This is a genomic window from Natrinema sp. 1APR25-10V2 (assembly GCF_031626495.1).
GTDB lineage: Archaea > Halobacteriota > Halobacteria > Halobacteriales > Natrialbaceae > Natrinema.
On sequence record NZ_JAMQOJ010000001.1, the window covers coordinates 214557 to 231328 of the forward strand.

The 16772-nt window shown below is 68.5% G+C and carries 21 protein-coding genes; 8 read left to right on the plus strand and 13 right to left on the minus strand.

The genetic code is table 11. The features are described 5' to 3' along the window. Window positions 1-46: 46 nt before the first annotated feature. The gene (locus NDO75_RS01125) at window positions 47-490 is read left to right on the plus strand and encodes a DUF4385 domain-containing protein (RefSeq protein WP_310904259.1); all 444 of its coding nucleotides are present in this window, start codon (window positions 47-49) and stop codon (window positions 488-490) included. On the opposite strand, the gene NDO75_RS01130 is transcribed toward NDO75_RS01125, so the two are convergent. Beyond that, window positions 487-1386 carry a hypothetical protein gene (locus NDO75_RS01130; protein WP_310904261.1) on the minus strand — a complete coding sequence of 300 codons (900 nt, stop codon included), beginning with the start codon at window positions 1384-1386 and terminating at the stop codon, window positions 487-489. The two genes, NDO75_RS01125 and NDO75_RS01130, sit on opposite strands and share 4 nt — an antisense overlap. 58 nt (window positions 1387-1444) lie before the next feature. Here NDO75_RS01130 and NDO75_RS01135 point away from each other — a divergent pair, with 58 nt between their 5' ends. Beyond that, entirely contained in the window at window positions 1445-2158 is a 714-nt protein-coding gene (locus NDO75_RS01135; protein WP_310904262.1) for a lipoate--protein ligase family protein, read from the plus strand. A gap of 65 nt (window positions 2159-2223) precedes the next feature. Beyond that, window positions 2224-2766, plus strand: a complete 543-nt coding sequence (locus NDO75_RS01140; protein ID WP_310904263.1) for a hypothetical protein — start codon at window positions 2224-2226, stop codon at window positions 2764-2766. Between the two features lie 27 nt (window positions 2767-2793). Here NDO75_RS01140 and nadC read toward each other — a convergent pair whose 3' ends face one another. Genes nadC through nadA form a run of 3 tightly spaced genes read right to left on the minus strand, consistent with a single transcriptional unit; the run spans window position 2794 to window position 6336 of the window. Beyond that, window positions 2794-3660: a carboxylating nicotinate-nucleotide diphosphorylase gene (nadC, locus tag NDO75_RS01145; protein WP_310904265.1), complete on the minus strand. Its 867-nt coding sequence runs from the start codon at window positions 3658-3660 to the stop codon at window positions 2794-2796. Between the two features lies 1 nt (window position 3661). Beyond that, entirely contained in the window at window positions 3662-5200 is a 1539-nt protein-coding gene (locus NDO75_RS01150) for an FAD-dependent oxidoreductase (protein ID WP_310904266.1), read from the minus strand. Window positions 5201-5202: 2 nt separating this feature from the next. Next, window positions 5203-6336, minus strand: coding sequence for a quinolinate synthase NadA (gene nadA, locus NDO75_RS01155; RefSeq protein ID WP_345784887.1), 1134 nt, complete (start codon window positions 6334-6336; stop codon window positions 5203-5205). 205 nt (window positions 6337-6541) lie between these two features. Between nadA and gfo6 the strand changes: the two genes are divergently transcribed. Then, complete coding sequence (gene gfo6 / locus NDO75_RS01160) at window positions 6542-7612, plus strand: D-xylose 1-dehydrogenase Gfo6 (RefSeq protein WP_310904268.1); 1071 nt, start codon at window positions 6542-6544, stop codon at window positions 7610-7612. A 31-nt stretch (window positions 7613-7643) separates the two neighbouring features. Here the strand turns inward: gfo6 and NDO75_RS01165 are convergent, their stop codons facing one another. From NDO75_RS01165 to NDO75_RS01185, 5 genes are all read right to left on the minus strand, one after another. Further along, window positions 7644-8177, minus strand: coding sequence for an SHOCT domain-containing protein (locus NDO75_RS01165; RefSeq protein ID WP_310904269.1), 534 nt, complete (start codon window positions 8175-8177; stop codon window positions 7644-7646). A gap of 131 nt (window positions 8178-8308) precedes the next feature. Further along, window positions 8309-8764, minus strand: coding sequence for a DUF2267 domain-containing protein (locus NDO75_RS01170; RefSeq protein ID WP_310904270.1), 456 nt, complete (start codon window positions 8762-8764; stop codon window positions 8309-8311). A 104-nt stretch (window positions 8765-8868) separates the two neighbouring features. Further along, window positions 8869-9852, minus strand: a complete 984-nt coding sequence (locus NDO75_RS01175) for an LLM class flavin-dependent oxidoreductase (protein ID WP_310904271.1) — start codon at window positions 9850-9852, stop codon at window positions 8869-8871. 231 nt (window positions 9853-10083) lie between these two features. Continuing rightward, complete coding sequence (locus NDO75_RS01180; protein WP_310904272.1) at window positions 10084-10410, minus strand: HalOD1 output domain-containing protein; 327 nt, start codon at window positions 10408-10410, stop codon at window positions 10084-10086. Window positions 10411-10488: 78 nt separating this feature from the next. After that, window positions 10489-11142 (minus strand): helix-turn-helix domain-containing protein, encoded by a 654-nt coding sequence (locus NDO75_RS01185; protein ID WP_310904273.1) that lies wholly within the window; start codon window positions 11140-11142, stop codon window positions 10489-10491. Between the two features lie 102 nt (window positions 11143-11244). On the opposite strand from NDO75_RS01185, the gene NDO75_RS01190 reads away from it, so the two are divergent. The 3 genes from NDO75_RS01190 to NDO75_RS01200 all read left to right on the plus strand — a co-directional run bounded on the left by NDO75_RS01190 (window position 11245) and on the right by NDO75_RS01200 (window position 13944). Continuing rightward, the gene (locus NDO75_RS01190; protein WP_310904274.1) at window positions 11245-11631 is read left to right on the plus strand and encodes a hypothetical protein; all 387 of its coding nucleotides are present in this window, start codon (window positions 11245-11247) and stop codon (window positions 11629-11631) included. A gap of 72 nt (window positions 11632-11703) precedes the next feature. After that, window positions 11704-12951 (plus strand): hydroxymethylglutaryl-CoA reductase (NADPH), encoded by a 1248-nt coding sequence (hmgA, locus tag NDO75_RS01195; protein WP_310904275.1) that lies wholly within the window; start codon window positions 11704-11706, stop codon window positions 12949-12951. 96 nt (window positions 12952-13047) lie between these two features. Further along, window positions 13048-13944 carry an NAD(P)-dependent oxidoreductase gene (locus NDO75_RS01200; protein WP_310904276.1) on the plus strand — a complete coding sequence of 299 codons (897 nt, stop codon included), beginning with the start codon at window positions 13048-13050 and terminating at the stop codon, window positions 13942-13944. 33 nt (window positions 13945-13977) lie between these two features. Here the strand turns inward: NDO75_RS01200 and NDO75_RS01205 are convergent, their stop codons facing one another. Beyond that, a complete protein-coding gene (locus tag NDO75_RS01205; protein ID WP_310904277.1) occupies window positions 13978-14502 on the minus strand; it encodes a DUF5817 domain-containing protein in 525 nt (174 codons plus the stop codon). A gap of 82 nt (window positions 14503-14584) precedes the next feature. Beyond that, window positions 14585-15532, minus strand: a complete 948-nt coding sequence (locus NDO75_RS01210; RefSeq protein ID WP_310904278.1) for a zinc-binding dehydrogenase — start codon at window positions 15530-15532, stop codon at window positions 14585-14587. Window positions 15533-15694: 162 nt separating this feature from the next. Here NDO75_RS01210 and NDO75_RS01215 point away from each other — a divergent pair, with 162 nt between their 5' ends. After that, window positions 15695-16036: a cupin domain-containing protein gene (locus tag NDO75_RS01215; protein WP_310904279.1), complete on the plus strand. Its 342-nt coding sequence runs from the start codon at window positions 15695-15697 to the stop codon at window positions 16034-16036. A gap of 45 nt (window positions 16037-16081) precedes the next feature. On the opposite strand, the gene NDO75_RS01220 is transcribed toward NDO75_RS01215, so the two are convergent. Together NDO75_RS01220 and NDO75_RS01225 are read right to left on the minus strand one after the other, a co-directional pair. Next, complete coding sequence (locus NDO75_RS01220) at window positions 16082-16240, minus strand: hypothetical protein (protein WP_310904280.1); 159 nt, start codon at window positions 16238-16240, stop codon at window positions 16082-16084. 102 nt (window positions 16241-16342) lie between these two features. After that, the gene (locus NDO75_RS01225; RefSeq protein WP_310904281.1) at window positions 16343-16729 is read right to left on the minus strand and encodes a helix-turn-helix domain-containing protein; all 387 of its coding nucleotides are present in this window, start codon (window positions 16727-16729) and stop codon (window positions 16343-16345) included. Window positions 16730-16772 lie beyond the last annotated feature (43 nt).

Consider the following 16772-nt stretch of genomic DNA (forward strand, 5'->3'; position numbering starts at 1 on the left):
TTCGACGGCGGCCGCGTCGCGAACGACCGGTTCGGTGGTGAGCCCGATGAGTGACGACGGCCCCGAGTACGACGTCGATTTCCGTGACCACCCGGAGCGATACGAGATCGGGCGCGGCGAACAGGGCGTGTTCAAAGTCGAACCGTACAAGAGCGAACTCCTCCCGCTGTGGTCGTACGCGGACGAGGACGCGGCCCGCGAATCCGCGGCGGCGATCTACGAGCGGTACGAACGCTACCGCGACGACGACGAGTTCCCCGGCATGGACATGGCTCGAAAGTACCTCCAGATGGGGTACACTCGCGCGATGCGCTACGCGAAGTACCCCGGCGGGAGGAAGTACGACGACGGCGACGAGCGCGAGCCACAGCGCTGGGCCGACCCGGACAAACGAGCCGCGGCGCTCGTCTTCGAGAAGTACTGGGACCGCGTCCGCGAGGACGAGGTCTATCAGCGGGCGAAAGCCCGTCACCGGGAGCAGACTGACTAGCGCCGGTCACCACTCGAGCGAACCCGCACCCGAACGCGCTCCCCCCGCTCGAACGTCCGCTCCGGACAGATCAGCTTCGCACCGAAGTCGGCGTCGCGGGCACAGAACAGCGACAGCCCAGTGATCTGCTCGCTGTTCGCGGTGACGGTCACGTCGTCCCACGCGATCGTTCGGCCGTCGGCGACGCCGAGGCGGTCGCCGTTCAGCGAGACGACGGGTTCCGTATCGGCCTCGAGCGATCCGCTGCCATCGCCGCGCTCGAGCAACCCGCCGCCGTCGTAGTGTGGCAGTCCACCGTCTATGACGCCACCCCCGTCGGCCCGGACGCCGACGAACGCCGCGCCGGGGTCGGGATGTGCGGGCGCGTCCAGCACCGCGTAGGTGTCGCCGCTCGAGACGACGCGGCCGGTACCGTCCCACTCGAGCGGCCGGACCGCCGTCCCGAGATCGATCGGGAGCGACCCCGACGCCCGATACGGGTTCTGGTCCGATCGACGGAAGCCGACGTGGAGGTGGTTGTCGACCCACGGCGCGAAAAAGCCCGCCCGGACGAGCCGGCCCAGCGAGTCGCCCGGCTCGACGCGGTCCCCGGCCGCGACAGTTGGCTCGACGTGGAGAACTCTGGCGGTCAACCCCTCGAGCGGGGCGGGGCCGTCGCAGTCGAGCAGAATCAGATGATCGTGTTCGGGCGCGTACGGTTTCGGCGGCGCGCGCACGCGCCGGGTCTCGCGGACGGTGCCGGCGACCGGGCTCGGCGCGGCGGTCGTTCGGCCGTCGACCAGCGTCCCGGGATAGAGGTCGATCGCGCAGCCGCCGTCGTGGGCGGGGTACGGCGAGTTGTACAGCGAGAAGCGCTCGTACTGCGCCAGCGCGGCCTCTGGGAGCGTGACGGCCATCGGTTACCGATACCTGAGCGCCGGGAGCGTTTAGGTGCGTCGAGTCCGAGGGTCGGCCATGCGCGTGTTCCGCGGACGAGCGGCGTCGATCGATGCCGATCGGGACGTGAGCGCTCGGCTCCTTTCGGCGGCCGCCGACGGCGAGCCTGCCGTCCGCGTCTGGATCCCTCATCGGCAGGTCGCCTTCGGCCGCCGGGACGCACGCCTCGAGGGGTACGACGGCGCCCGCGAAGCCGCACGCGAGTGCGGCTATCCGCCGATCGAGCGCGACGTGGGCGGCCGCGCGGTGGCCTACGACGGCGAGACGACGCTGGCCTTCACCCGCGCCGAGCCGGTCGCGGACTTCCGAACCGGCTCGAGCGACCGCTACGAACGCGCCGCGACCGATCTCGAGCGCGCGCTTCGATCACTCGGCCTCGAACCAGTTAGGGGCGAGCCCGACGACTCGTTCTGCCCGGGGACGCACTCGCTGTCGGTCACGGACGCGAGCGCCGACGGCCAACGGGACGGGCGCGAGCGGAAACTCGTCGGTATCGCCCAGCGCGTTCGTCAGGACGCGGCCCTCGTCGCCGGCATCGTTCTCGTCGCGAACCGCGCGGAACTCGCGGGCGTCCTCGAGCCCGTTTACAACGCGCTCGGCGTATCCTTCGAGCCGCGATCGGTCGGCACCGTCGCGGACGCCGGCGGGCCGTCCGATCCGGACGCCGTTCGGATGGCGCTCGAGGACGCGCTGGTCGGCGACGCGCGGCCGTCGGTGACCGACGTGAGGTAACGTTTTTTCCGTTCCGTGGCGTCCGAGTCGAACATGACGGCACGAACCCGAACGGAGGCCGCTCGATGACGAGGGACGAATCGGAACGAACGGACGAGTCGGCGGCCGACGACGCCGCGGAACCGACGGATCCGCTGTGGGACGAACTCCGCGAGGACGCACGCGCCATCGCCGAGGAGTACCGCGAGGACGACTGGGACGCCGTCGTCCTCGAGCCCGACGGCGTCTCGCCGGTCGAGTCGGACGAGCGGATCGGACTCGACGTTCGCGTCTCCCGCGAGGAGTACGAGACCGTCGCTGACCTGATCGAGGAGGGCGACGTGACGATCACCGCGGCCGACGTCTACTACCGCCCGCTGGCCGACGAGGGGAGCGACCGGCGGGTCGCGCTCGCGGTCGAGCGCGACGAGGACAGCGAAACGGCGGTCTTCGTCCCGCTCTCGTACGATATCTCCGACGCGCGGTCCGTCTTCGAGACGGCGCTCGTCGAGGAGGAACTGCTGATTCACGTGGCGGCCGATCCGGCGGACGGCTGGGTCAGCTTCTCCCACGACGATCCGTCGCTCTTTCTCGAGGAGTCGGACGTCAGGGAGTGGAGCGCGGAGTAACGAGGGCGGAGATCGGAGCGAGACGTCTCACTTGCCCGTTCGGAACGACAGATCCAGCGACGGCGCGGAGTGGGTCAGCGATCCCATCGAGATCACGTCGACGCCCGTCGCTGCGTACTCGGGCACGTCCGCGAGGCCGATCCCGCCGCTGGCCTCGGCCAGCACGCCCTCGTAGTCGGCGAGTTCGTCCACTGCCGCCCGCGTCTCTGCGGGCGTCATGTTGTCGAGGAGGACGATATCGGCCCCCGCAGCGGCGGCCCGCGGTGCGTCCGCGACCGCCTCGACTTCCACGTCGATCTTCGTCGCGAACGACGTTCTCTCGCGGAAGTGATCGATGGCGTCCTCGAGTCCCAGCTCTTCGATGTGGTTGTCCTTGACCATCACCATATGCGAGAGGTCGAGCCGGTGGGTGTCGCCACCGCCGGCGACGACGGCCCGCTTCTCGAGCCCGCGCAGGCCCGGCGTGGTCTTCCTGGTCGCAGCGATCGCCACGTCGTCGGCCTCGGCTCCGCGCTCGCGGCCCGCAGCCGCTGGCGTTTCCGAGGCCCGTAGCGCCTCGCGTGCCGCGTCGACCGCCTCGCTGGTCCGCGTCGCGATCCCCGAGGCGTGTCCCGCGAGATTGACTGCGACGCGCTCGCCGCGCAGCATCTCCCGGGCCGGGCCGACGACCCGAAGCAGTTCGTCGCCGGGTTCGATCTCGGTCCCGTCCTCGAGCCGGTCGGTCACGGCTACGTCGAGGTAGTCGAAGACGGCCGCCGCGGCCTCGAGGCCGGCGGCGACGCCCGCTTCCTTGGCGACGAGCCGGCCGGTCGTCTCGCCGGGCACCTGGTTCGTCACGTCGTGATGGCCGACGTCCTCGCGGAGCCAGCGTTCGACCTGTGCGTCGGTGATCATCTCAGTCGTCCGCCGTCGGTTCGGCCGTCGACTCGTCGGCATCGCTCGCGACGTAGTGACAGCCCACCGATTCGGTGTTCTCGCCGGCCGCGCGGGCGATCAGCAGCGCGACGACGCTGGCGTTGCGGAGTTCGTAGAGCTCCCGGGCCGTCCGCGTGCGGATGTAGGCATCGACCTCGCCCTTGAGCCGCCGGAGGACGGCGCTGGCGCGGGCGATCTCGTCGGGGTCGCGCTCGAGGCCGAGGTACTCGTCCATCGTCCGCTGGAGGCGGGTGAACTTCTCGGCGGCGAAGCGCTCGGGGAGTTCGGGGTCCCGGTTCAGCAGTTCGGGTGCTTCGACGACTTCTGGCTCGAACCCAGTGGCGTCCTCGCCCGCACGCAGCCCCCAGACGAGTCCCTCGAGCAGGCTCGTGCTCGCCAGCCGGTTCGCGCCGTGGACGCCGGTGCGGGCGCACTCGCCGACGGCGTAGAGCCGGTCGAGCGAGGCTCGACCGCGCTCGTCGACGTCGATGCCGCCACACAGGAAGTGCTCGCAGGGTGCGACGGGGATCTCGTCGCCCTCGATCCCGCGTTCGCGGCACTTTTCGGCGATGCCCGGATACTCGGCTTCGAACTCGAGCGGGCTCACGTCGAGGACGACCTCGCCGGTTTCCTCGCGTTCCGTTTCGACGGCGCGCGCGACGACATCGCGGGGTGCCAGATCTCCCCGTGGGTGGTACTCCTCCATGAACCGCTCGCCGTCGCCGTTACGGAGGACGGCCCCTTCGCCCCGAAGCGCCTCCGAGAGCAGGAACGGATTCTCGCCCGCGTAGGCCGTCGGGTGGAACTGAACGTACTCCAGATCTTCGACGTCCGCGCCGGCGAGCGCGGCCATCGCGATCCCGTCGCCGGTCGCGTCGTCGGGGTTAGTCGACCGGCCGTAGAGCGCGCCGACGCCACCGGTCGCCAGCACCGTCGCGCCGGCGTAGATTGGATGCCCAGTCGGTTCTTCGTCACTCACGACGCCGTGGACGCGTCCCTCGGCGGTGATCAGCTCGAGCGCGGCCGTGTCCTGTCGGACCTCGATCCGCTCGTGGTCGTCGACGTGGTTCAGGAACGGCCGCAGGATGTGCGTCCCGGTGGCAGCGTCGACGTGGAGGATGCGGTACTCGGAGTGGGCGGCCTCGCGCGTGTAGTCCAGGTCACCGCCGTCGGTCTCGTCGAAGTCGACCTCGAGGGTGTCGATGAGCACGTCCTCGACGGCCTCGTCGGCGTGTTCGACGAGCGTCTCGACGGCATCGGGATCGGCGGTACCGTCGCTGGCGTCGATGATGTCCTCCTTGAGCGACGCCGGATCGCCGCGGGTCGTCGAGATGCCGCCCTGCGCCCAGTCGGTGCTGGCGTCGTCCGGCTTCGTCGCCTTCGTCAGGAGGACGACGTCGCCCCCCTTCCTCGCCGCGGAGAGGGCGGCCGCACAGCCCGCGATGCCGCTGCCGACGACGAGCACGTCGGTCGTCTCGCCCTCGGTCGTCGTCGCCGTGCCGGTGTCCGTTTCGGTCATAGTTATATCTCGAGCATGCGGTCGAGCGCGACGCCCGCGAGTTCCTTCTCCTCGGGGGCGACCTCGATCACGTTGTGTTCGCGGCCCTCGGCGAGCTCCTCGAGCACCCAGGTGAGGTAGTTGGGGTCGATCTGGCGCATGGCGTTGCAGTCCATGCAGGCGTCGCCACAGAGCGGGACGACGTCCACCTCGGGGTGCCAGCGCTGGAGGTGGTTCGTGAGGTGGATCTCGGTGCCGATCGCCCACGTGTCGCCGGGATCGGCGTTCTCGATCGTTTCGCAGATCGTCGCGGTCGAGCCGGCCACGTCCGCGGCTTCGACGACCTCGCGGCGACACTCGGGATGGACGATAACGTTCGCATCGGGATCGTCTGCCCGAATCTGCTCGATGTGTTCCTCGCGGAAGCGCTCGTGGACCTGGCAGTAGCCGTCCCAGAGGATGATGTCGCTCTCGGCGACCTCGTCGGCGTCCTTCCCCTCGGGGTCCCAGGGGTCCCACTCGGCGATTTCGTCTTCCATGCCGAGCCGGTGGGCGGTGTTCTCCCCGAGGTGTTTGTCGGGGAGGAAGAGGACCTTGTCCCCTCTGTCGAAGGCGTACTCGAACGCCTCGTGCGCGTTCGAGGAGGTACAGACGAGCCCGCCCTGGCTCGCACAGAAGGCCTTCAGGTCCGCGTAGGAGTTCATGTAGGTGATCGGGACGATGTCGGCGTCGGGCGCGGCGTCTGTGATCTCGGCCCAGGCGCTGTCGACCTGGAGCGCCTCGGCCATCCCGGCCATCGGACACGAGGCCTCCATGCTCGGGAGGATCACGGACTGATCGTCGTCCGTGATGATGTCCGCGCTCTCGGCCATGAACGTCACGCCGCCGAAGATCACGTACTCGGCGTCCGCGTCGGCGGCCTCCTTCGAGAGCTGGTAGGAGTCGCCGATGAAGTCGGCGTGCTCGACGATCTCGCGTCGCTGGTAGTTGTGGCCGAGGATGACGACGTCGTCGCCGAGTTCCTCGAGCGCCGCCTCGATGCGTTCGGTCCGTTCCGTCTCCTCGAGGTCCCGATACCGGGGCGGCAGTTGCTCGAGGTTGTCGTATTTGAACAGACTCAGATCGGTCTCCAGCTCCGCCGTTTCCATCTTTACTATATCACGTCACCTGTGGTTGATCACATATCGGTGGTGGCTATTGAATAACTTTTTCCTTCGATACACTCGACTGGGGGAATACCATCGACTGGTAGAACGTTCGAAAACGGATCGTCCGTTTATCATCATCAGCGACAGATCCCGGTCATTGAGAGTCGGTTTTTCGGACAATAGCAGCCTTTTGGGCGCGGAACGCACTACAGATATGGCACTCGAGGACGCCTTTTCGAACTTCACGCGACGGGACTGGGAACGCGAGTCGGTCGACGGAACTGTCCGATTCGCAGTCGTCGGCATCGGCGGCTTCGCCTGCCAGCGCGCGTTACCCGCGATCGCGGCCGGCGACTACTGTGAGACGACGGTGCTGGTCACGAGTTCGCCCGACGACGTGGCAGACATCGCCGAAGAGTACGGCGTCGAGGCTGTCGTCGACTACGACACCTTCCTCGGGGGCGAGCGCACGGACGCCTACGACGCGGTCTACATCGCGACGCCGAACGCCTTCCACGGCCGGTACGCCACCGCCGCGGCCGATCTCGACAAGCACGTCATCTGTGAGAAACCGCTCGAGACCACCGTCGAGCGAGCCCGTTCGGTCGTCGACGCCTGCGCCGACGCCGGCGTGACGCTGATGACGGCCTACCGGCTTCAGACCGAGCCGACGGTTCGGCGCACCCGTGAACTCGTCCGCGACGGCGTCATCGGTGACGTCGTCCAGATCCACGGCGGGTTCTCGCACCCGCTGTTAGCGCACGCCGAGCCGGACACGTGGCGGCTCGATCCCGACCTCGCCGGCGGCGGCGCGCTGGTAGATCTCGGCGTCTATCCGCTCAACACCATCCGCTTCATCCTCGAATGCGAGCCGACGGACGTCTACGCGACGACGCACTCGAGCGGCGGCCCCTTCGCGGACGTCGACGAACACGTCGCCTTTCAACTCGAGTACGAGACCGACGCGACGGCCTCGTGTACGGCCAGTCTCGACGCCCACGCTCGCAGCATCCTCGAACTGGTCGGCACCGAGGGGATGATCGATATCGAATCGCCCTTCGGCGGCGTCGTGCCCCAGGAGATCACCGTCGAGAGCGGCGACGTTCGGATGGAATACACGGGGTCGCGGATCGACGAGGTCTGCGAGGAGTTCGATTACTTCGGCTACTGCGTGCTGACGGGAACCGATCCCGAACCCGACGGCGAAGACGGGCTGGCCGATCTGCGCGCTATCGAGGCCGCCTACGAATCGGCCGAGACGGGTCGGCGGATCGACCTCGAGTGAAAACGAGTCGAAACGCGTCCGCGACCGCCGCTCACCGATGCCGGGTCTCCTCGTCGACGACCCGACGCCGTTCGCGGGCGGCCCGCGCCTCGTCGATGGACTCGTTCGCGACGAGCCGATCCACGCGTCGTTCGAACTCGGCCTCGGTGATGTCTCCATCGACGTACCGTTCCTTCAGATCGGCGAGTGCGCGGTCGGCCCGTTCCTCCGGCGACGGTTCCGGCGGCGAGAGGAATTCGGAGAGGCCGAGCATCCGGAGCGGCGAATACTCGCGCTCGAGGCGTTCGGCCGCCGACGCCACGCGCTCGCTGCGCGGCAGCGACGCGTGCCGGACGAACACCCACAGCGCGCCGACGCTCGAGACCGCAAGCACTGCGACCAGGAGGGTGACGACCGCCAGCACGGGGAGCGCGATCTCGAGCAGCGTCGCCGCGATGGGTGCCCCGGTCACGAGCCCCGAGTAGACGACCAGGGCGAGGTAGCCGACGACGACGAGCAGCAGGCCACCCGAAAGGAGGACGCCCAGCACGGACAGCCACAGCCACTTGTTCCTGAAAACTCCCATCGGTCCGGGGTACGGCGACGTCGTTTGTATATCCAACGCGTCTCGAATCGGTCGCTCCTCGGCGACGGTCGCGGCCGTTCTCGTCGGTTTCCGGCTAGCGACTCCTCGTCTCGAAGCGATTCGTCGCGGCCTCAGGCCTCGTCCCAGGGCTTCGTCTCCGCGTCGATGAACTCGAACATATCGTCGAAGTCGTCGGGCAACTGCGCCTCGACGTCGTCGATCTCGCTGCCTGGAAGGTGTTCGCTGAGCAGTTCGGTGACCGCCTTGATCCGGTAGACCGCTTCGCCCTCGTCGACCGGCGACGGCGCACCGTAGTCGGCGTCGAGCGCCAGATCGTCGTAGTTCATGCGCTCGAGAACCCGATGGACGAACTCGTCGTAGTCGTAACTCTGGCCGTGGTCGGCGGCCAGCAGGTACCGGTCGATCTCCATCGGCAACGGGCTCGCGATGTCGGTGGCTTCGCCCTTCTGGACGCGTTCGCCGAGCGTCTCGAGGACCGCCCGCGTCGTTCGGACGGCTTCGGCCTGCCGCCCGGCTTCGATTCGGTGCTGTACGTCGCCGACGAAATCGGTGTAGCTCGTACTCATAGCTGTCTCCGCGCGCTCGAGACTGTCGCTCGTTTGCGGCAAAAACGCCGGCCACGGATTCGCAAGGCCGCGGGTTCACGCCTGCTCCAGCGACCGTCGGCCGCCTACAGACGTTCGGGCGCGAGCGCCGCGATCGTCGTCTCGGTGACCTCGCTCGAGGCCGGTTCCGGAACGACGACGATCGGATGGTCGATTCCCGTCTCGGCGACGAGCGTTCGAAGCTGCTCACGAGCCTCGTCGGGCGTCCCCGCCACGCCGAGATCGGCGAGCATCTCGTCGGTCACCGCGCCCGCGGCTGCCCGCTTCTCGCCGTCGCGCCACGCTTCGGCGATCCGGTCGGCCTCGTCCGGAAACGCCGTCGCGACCGCTCGGCGGTAGCCCTCACCGCTCCCGACGTAGTAGGCGACGTGTCGGCGGAGGATATCGCGCGCTGTTTCGGGATCGTCGCTGACTGCCGACGGGACGTACGGCGCGATCTCGATCGCGTCGGGGTCGCGGTCGCGTTCGCGCGCCGCCGACGCAACCTCCTCGAACGCCTCGTCGAGCCGCGAGAAGGGGATGTTGTGGGGAATCCAGCCGTCTGCGAGCCGGCCGACGACGCGGCGATTGGCCGGCCCGAGCCCCGCGTGGTAGATCGGCACCGACACGTCGAGCGACGGGAACGACGACGCCTCGAGCAGTTCGCCCTCGTAGTCGACCGGCTCGCCGTCACCGGCGGTGAACGCGCGGATCAGTTCGATCGTCTCGTGGGCCCGGCGCACCGGCCGGTCGAACGACGTGCCGTGGAGCCCCTCAATCGCCGTGGCCGTGCTCGTCCCGAGTCCGAGCGTGAACCGGCCGTCCGAGACGTCCTCGAGCGACGCCGCCGTCATCGCGAGGACGGCGGGCGAGCGCGAGTAGACGTTCAGGATCGCGGTCCCGATGCCGATCTCGTCGGTTCGGCAGGCTATTTCGGTCACTTGCACGACGCCGCTGGCGCCCCAGAGTTCGCCGACCCAGATCGCGTCGTACCCTCGGTCCTCCGCGCGGACGGCCGCGTCCGCGAGATCCACGTCGCCGAAGCCTGTCACCATGAGTCCAACGTCCATACCGTGCCAGTCGCGTTCCGACGGCAAAAATCGACTCGCTCCGCGCAGTGAGTGCGAGCCGGGCGACCCCGATCAGTCGGCACGGGACAGTAACAATTGAAACTATTTACACAGCGATCGCGCAGTCCGCGGTTCTCGCTCTCACCGCTCGCTCCGAACCGCGCTTCCCTCGTGCGATCGGGTGTTCAGTGGCTGCTATAGCCGCCGCCCTCCGCACGCGTCGTGTCGAACCTACGCCCTCTCGAAGTCGAGGCCGTCGCCGTTCTGTCCCTCCGTTTCGAAGACGAGAACTCGTCCGTCGCCGGTGACGATCAGATCCCACTCGTCGACGCGGAACTCGAGTGCGACCCCGGAGTCGGCCGTTCCGAGGTGACCGACGAGTCGATCGAGCGCCTCGAGTTCGATCGTCTCGTACAGCGGCTGCATCTCGAGGGGCGACGTGTCGCTGACTGCGGCGAGCGCGTCGATGACGGCGCTCGACGCACGCTGCGTGCCGGTCAGTTCGAACTGCGTCTGACAGACGGGCGATTGCTCGTGGCGGCCGATGAGGTTACTCATTACCAGGTTCTACGCCGCCCCTCCGGTTGAATGCGGAGACGGCATATTCCCGGCTTTATGTACCCGCGGCCGTGCCGATCAGTGCGCGACTGTGCTCCCGACCAGGGCTGCCATCCCGCGCCGAAGTCGGCCGCTGACCGCCGACGAGGAGACGCCGAGTACCGCGGCCAGATCCTCGACGGTTGCTTCCCGCGGGTCGCTGAAGTAGCCGCGCTCGTAGGCCACCTGTAGCGTCTCTCGCTGAACTGGTGTCAGTCCGTACGCCGATCCCCGCTCGTCACCGTCGGGGTGGTAGAGCCGATCGACGGTGAACGCGACGTCCTTCGCGAGACAGTGGGCGCGAAACTCCCGCAGCGCCGCCATCTCGGGCACCTCGAGCGTCGACACCCAGCCGCCGCGCCCGCTCGTGGCGTGGAGGACTCGCATACCGAGTTCGGCCGCCTTCGGCAGGACGAGCCGTTCGCCGGAGGTCAACCGCGTCCGGTAGACCCGAAACTCGCCGCCGTCGATGATGACCGTCGGCTCGGACACCGTCGGATCGGTCGCCAGCGCGTCCTCGAAGCGATCGAACTGGTCGCCCGAGACCTTGAAGAAGAGGAAGTACTCGCCCGGGCCGGCGATCGTCTGGTACTCGAGTTCGCTCTCCATCTCCGGAACGGCCTGAATCGTCGGCGTGAGGACTAGATCCGGGTGGACGAGCGTGATCTCCGCGATGGCCCGCGAGTCGCTCATACCGGTTTTTCGCCCGCGAGAGCAATGAAGCTTGGACCACGCTCGAAGTCGGAGACTGCGAGCGAGCGCAAGTTTCACCTGCCTGCCCGTTGGCCGATCCGTATGCTCGATCGCGAGGGACGTGTCGTCTTCGGATCGTTCCTGCTGTTCGTCCTCGCTCGCGCCGGCTCGATCGTCCTCGAGCGCCAGCTCGGACTCGCCCTCCGCGATCGACCGATCCCCTCGCTGTTCCTGTTTGCCGGCGTCGCCGTCGCGCTGCCGCAGCTCTACCTCGCGTTCGCGGACGAGGAGCCGACCTCGCGCAGCAGGCTTCGGGTCGCCACGATCGCGACGGCGGCGTTCGCGGCCGTCTTCGCCCCCGAAACCGACGGGGTACGGTCGCTGCTCATCGGCGCCGTCGGCGTCGGCTCGATCCTCGGCTTGCTCTGTTACGAGGCGCTGTCCGGATATCACGCGTCGCCTCGAGAACTCGCGACCCGGCTTCGGTGAGCTGCGGACCGGCGCTCGGTGACCGAACGCGAATCAGCAACTGTTAGGGCGTCCCACCGTCTCGACCCACGCATGACAGACCCCGAGGACCTCGCCGAGCGGGTGCGCGACGGCGACCTCCGGCTTCACGAACTCGAGGAGCACGCCGACTACGACACCGCGGCCGAGGCACGTCGGCTGCTCGTCGAGCGCGAGACGGGCACGGAACTCGAGGCGATCGGCGACTACACGTTCCCCGCCGAGCGGGCGGATCCGAACATCGAGAACATGATCGGCGCGGCGCAGGTGCCGATGGGCGTCGTGGGTCCCGTCCCCGTCAACGGCGAGGAGACCGGATCGGACGGCGGCGCGGCCGACGGCGAGTACTACCTGCCGCTGGCGACGACCGAGGGCGCGTTGCTGGCGTCGGTCAACCGCGGTCTGGGTGTGCTCCGCTCGGCCGGCGGGGCCGAGGCCCGCGTCACGAAAAACGGGATGACCCGCGCCCCGGTGTTTCGGGTCGAGGGCGTCGCCGAGGCGGCCGAGACGGTCGAGTGGGTCGAGGCAAACCTCGAGACGCTGCGGGAGGCCGCCGAGTCGACGACGAGCCACGGCGAACTGCTCGATATCGAACCCTACGTCGTCGGCGACTCCGTCTTCCTGCGCTTCGCCTTCGACACCAAGGACGCGATGGGGATGAACATGGCGACGATCGCGACCGGCGAGGCCTGCGAGGTCGTCGAGGCCGAAACCCCCGCCTCGCTCGTCGCGCTCTCGGGGAACATGTGTTCGGACAAGAAGCCCGCCGCGATCAACGCCGTCGAGGGCCGCGGCCGGTCGGTGACCGCCGACGCCGTGATCCCCGGCGAACTCGTCGAGGACCGACTCCACACGACCGCCGACGCCATCGCCGAGGCCAACACCCGCAAGAACCTGATCGGCAGCGCCAAAGCGGGGAGTCTGGGGTTCAACGCCCACGCCGCCAACGTCGTCGGCGCGGCCTTCCTCGCGACCGGACAGGACGAGGCCCAGGTCGTCGAAGCCGCGAACACGATCACCACGATGGACGCCCGCGAGCGCGAGGACGGCACGACCGACCTCTACGCCAGCGTCTCGCTGGCCTCGCTCGAGGTCGGCACCGTCGGCGGCGGGACGAAACTCCCCACACAGTCCGAAGCGCTCGACGTGCTCGGCCTGCGAGGCGGGGGCGACCCGCCGGGCTCGAACGCCGACGCGCTCGCGGAGATCATCGCCGTCGGCGCGCTGGCGGGCGAACTCTCCCTACTCGGCGCGCTCTCCTCGCGCCACCTCGCGAGCGCACACGAGGATCTCGGTCGGTAAGGTCGATCGAGGACCGTCCGCTCGGCGGTCTCTCCCGAACCGAGAGCCGGCGGTGACTGCCCTGCCCCTTTTGGGGCCGAGCGGTGCAGGGACGGTATGACCGAGACGGTCGCCGTCACCGGCGGCAACGGCCGCGTCGGACGGCGCGTGATCGCGCACTTGGCCGACGAGGGCTACCGCACCGTCAACTGCTCGCGGGGCAAGCGCGACGAAGACCGGGCGGACGCCTATCTCACGACCGACCTGCTCGACGCGGGCGAAGTCTACGGCTCGCTCGCGAAGAGCGGCGCCGACGCCGTCGTCCACCTCGGGATGATCCCCACGCCCGAGTCGACGCCCGGCTTCCGTACCTACGAGAGCAACGCGCTCTCGAGCTACCTCGTGCTCGAGGCCGCGGGCGAACTCGGGATCGACACCGTGGCGCTGGCCTCGAGTCTCAGCGCGATAGGCGGCGGCTACGAGCCCGAGCCGATCGACGTCGACTACCTTCCCGTCGACGAAGCCCACCCGCCCAGGCCGTCGACCGCCTACGGGATCGGCAAGCAGACCCTCGAGATCGCCGCCGACGGGTTCGCACGCCGGTCCGCGGACCGGCCGCGAACCATCACCTCGCTCCGGTTCCCGTGGATCGTCGACGACGACCTGGCTCGAGAGGCGTTCCTCGAGGCCGACCGGACGCTGGCGGGGCTCCGCGACGCGGGAGAGTTCCACACGCAGCGCAACACGCTATTCAGTTACGTCCACCTGTCGGACGCGGTCGACCTCGTCCGGCGGACCGTCGAAGCGACATTCGACGGCCACGAGCGGGTCTGGGTGTCGGCACCCGATACGAGCGCCGAGACGCCCACCCGCGAACTCGCCGCGGCGGTCTTTCCCGACGCCGAACGCCGAGACGCGCTCGGCGAGGGCGAACACGCCGCGCTGATCGATACCGGGAACGCCGAGACTCTGTTCGACTGGGTGCCCGAATGGAGTTGGCGGCAGCTACGCTGACTGCAGCAGTCGCGGCTCTCGCTCGCGAGCCCCTCAGAGGAGTCGATACTGCCCGCGGCTCTCGCTCGCGACGCCGCGTCGCGTGAGCTTCTCGAGCGCGTCGCGAACGTACTCGGCCGAGACCCCGCGCTCGCCCGCGTAATCGACGATCTCGTCTTCGGTTGGATCCTCGAGGGCCTCGAGCGCCCCTTTTACGATCTCTTTCTTGCTGCCGCTGCGGCTCGGCCCGCGCGGGTCGCGGTCCCCGGCCGCGTCGACTTCTTCGACGTCGAGCCCTGACTCCTCGAGGTACTCGGCGTCGTCGACGACGCCGTCGGCCACGTCGTCCTCGAGCGCGGCGAAGGAGTCGAGTTCGGCGAAGGCCTCGCCCTCCCCCTGCCGGTTCGCGAGCATCGAGGCGCGTACGTCGCGAGCGTGGGCGGCGTCGTCGGTCTCGACGAACTTCTTGCGCTTCTCGTAGGCCTTGCGCGCGCCACAGCGGGGACACTGGGTCGTCTCCGATCGTCCCTCGATGATCCAGAGGTTCGAGCACTCGCTACAGCCGACAACGGCGTACATACCGGGCGGTGGGCCGCGCCGACAGTTCAACTTTCGGCAACCGGAGCGAAAGTGGTCGGGTGGACCCGAGCGGTGACGGCGGTCACCGGCCCGCGACGTCCAGCACTACTTTTCCGGTGAGTCCGCTCCCCTCGACCATCTCGTGGGCCTTCGCGACGTCGCCCAGCGGATGCACCGAGTCGATGACCGGCTCGAGGCGGCCCGCGTCGACCAGCCGACGGAGCGCGTCGAGCGGTCGCCGGTCCCGCTCGAGGAACAGCATCTCGACTGCGAGGTTCTTCTGATAGGCGGTTCCCCACTCGCCCTCCGGCTCGAGCACGGTGACCAGCCGGCCGTGGGGCTTCGTCGCGCCGGTGCTTTCGACCAGCGTGTCGCCGCCGACTGTGTCGAAGACGAGGTCGGCTCCCTCGTCGAACTCCGCATCGATCACGTCTGCGAACGACTCGGATTCGTAGTCGACGGCGCGAGCCGCGCCGAGCTCTTCGGTCTGATCGACCGTCTGCGGGCTCGCCGTTGCGACCACCGTCGCGCCGCTTTCGTCGGCGATCTGGACCGCGTGAGCGCCGACGCCGCCGGCACCGTGGATCAGGACCGTTTCGCCGGCCGTTACGTCGCCGCGGGTGACGATCGCCTCCCAGGCGGTCGCCGCCGCGAGGGGGAGCGCCGCCGCCTCGGCGTGCGAGAGCGAATCGGGCTTTTGAGCGACGATCGACTCGTCGGCAGTGTGGTACTCCGCGTAGCTTCCCTGCTCGCCGAAGATCTCCGGCGTGTAAAAGACCTCGTCACCGACTTCGAAATCCGCGACCGCATCGCCGACCGCCTCGACGACGCCAGAGACGTCGTAGCCGATGACCGTCGGTGGAGCGATGCCGGCCCACGAACCGGCCTGCCGAATCTTACAGTCGACCGGATTGACCGACGACGCGTGGACTCGAACGAGCAGTTCGGTCGGACCGGGCGTCGGCTGATCGATGTCGCGGCGTTCGAACACGTCGGTTCCGCCGAAGTCGGTGATGACCATGGCCTCCATGGACCCACCTCGACCGAGCAGCGAGGTATAGGTTGGACCCTCGCTCGCTCCGAGCTGAGACACCGTTCGGCTGTCATCTCCACCGCTTTCCGGCACGGCGAACGGCCGGTCGAACCCGCCAACGAAGGGAACTATTAGGGCTTTTGCCCCCTTTCGAAGCGTATGGAACGCGTCTCCCTCGACGACTGCGAGCCGTCCGAAGCGGCCGACGGCGTCCACCTGGCCCTGATGGCCGGCACCGACTCGATGAACGTCCAGCACTTCGAGATCGAACCCGGCGCGACCGTCGACGAGCACAGCCACCCCCACGAGCAGACCGGTTTCATCGCGGCGGGCGAACTGACCTTCCTCGTCGACGGTGAAGAGATCGTTTGCGGACCCGGCGACTCCTACGCTATCTCCGGCGACGAGCCCCACGCGGCCGAGAACCGCGGCGACGAGACGGTCCGCGGCGTCGACATCTTCAGTCCGCCGCGAGAGAACCCGAGCTGGCAGTCGGAATAGGTCACGACCGGGCTCGGCTCGTGATCCGACCGGCGGCCCGAGCCGCTACAGGACGACGGCGGTGACGACCGCGAAGAAGACGAGCAGCCCGCCGCCGGTGACGGCGGCCGCGATCGCGAGTGGGACGAGTAGTCGGCCGAGTCGCTGTACCGTCGATACCGTGGCCGTAACCGCGTTGGCGGGGGCACGAACGTCCTGTTCCATACTATCGTTGCCAACGGTCCGGCCCTTGAAACTCAGTCAGACACCCGACTGACGCCGCCCGACGAGTGGCGCTCCCCCGTCACATCGGGCGACGCCCCGCGACTACTCGCCGTACTCCTCGAGCGCGTCCCACTCGCGGCGCATCAGTTCGCGGACGCCGTGCTCGAGAATCCCCTCGCCGAGCGACGTCGCCCGGTAGTAGGAGTAGAGCCCGTTGCTGTTCGGCTCCTTGCGTTTCCGGTTTTCTACGAGACCGACGTCGACGAGCTCGTCGAGGTGATAGTGGAGCACGTTCGACTCGATCTCGAGCCGGTCGCGCAGTTCGCTGGCGCTTTGCGCACCGTCCTCGACGAGCGCGTTCAGGACGCGAAACCGCGTCTCGTTGCCGATCGAGCGTTGCATCGCGAGGTACTCCTCGAGCGAGAGGATGCTCTGCTCGGGTAGCAGTTCCTCTCCCTTCCGCCGCGCCGCGCGCTCGGATCCGGCCATACTACAGCATCGTCACCCGATCCGCATAAACGTTCGCTGAGTC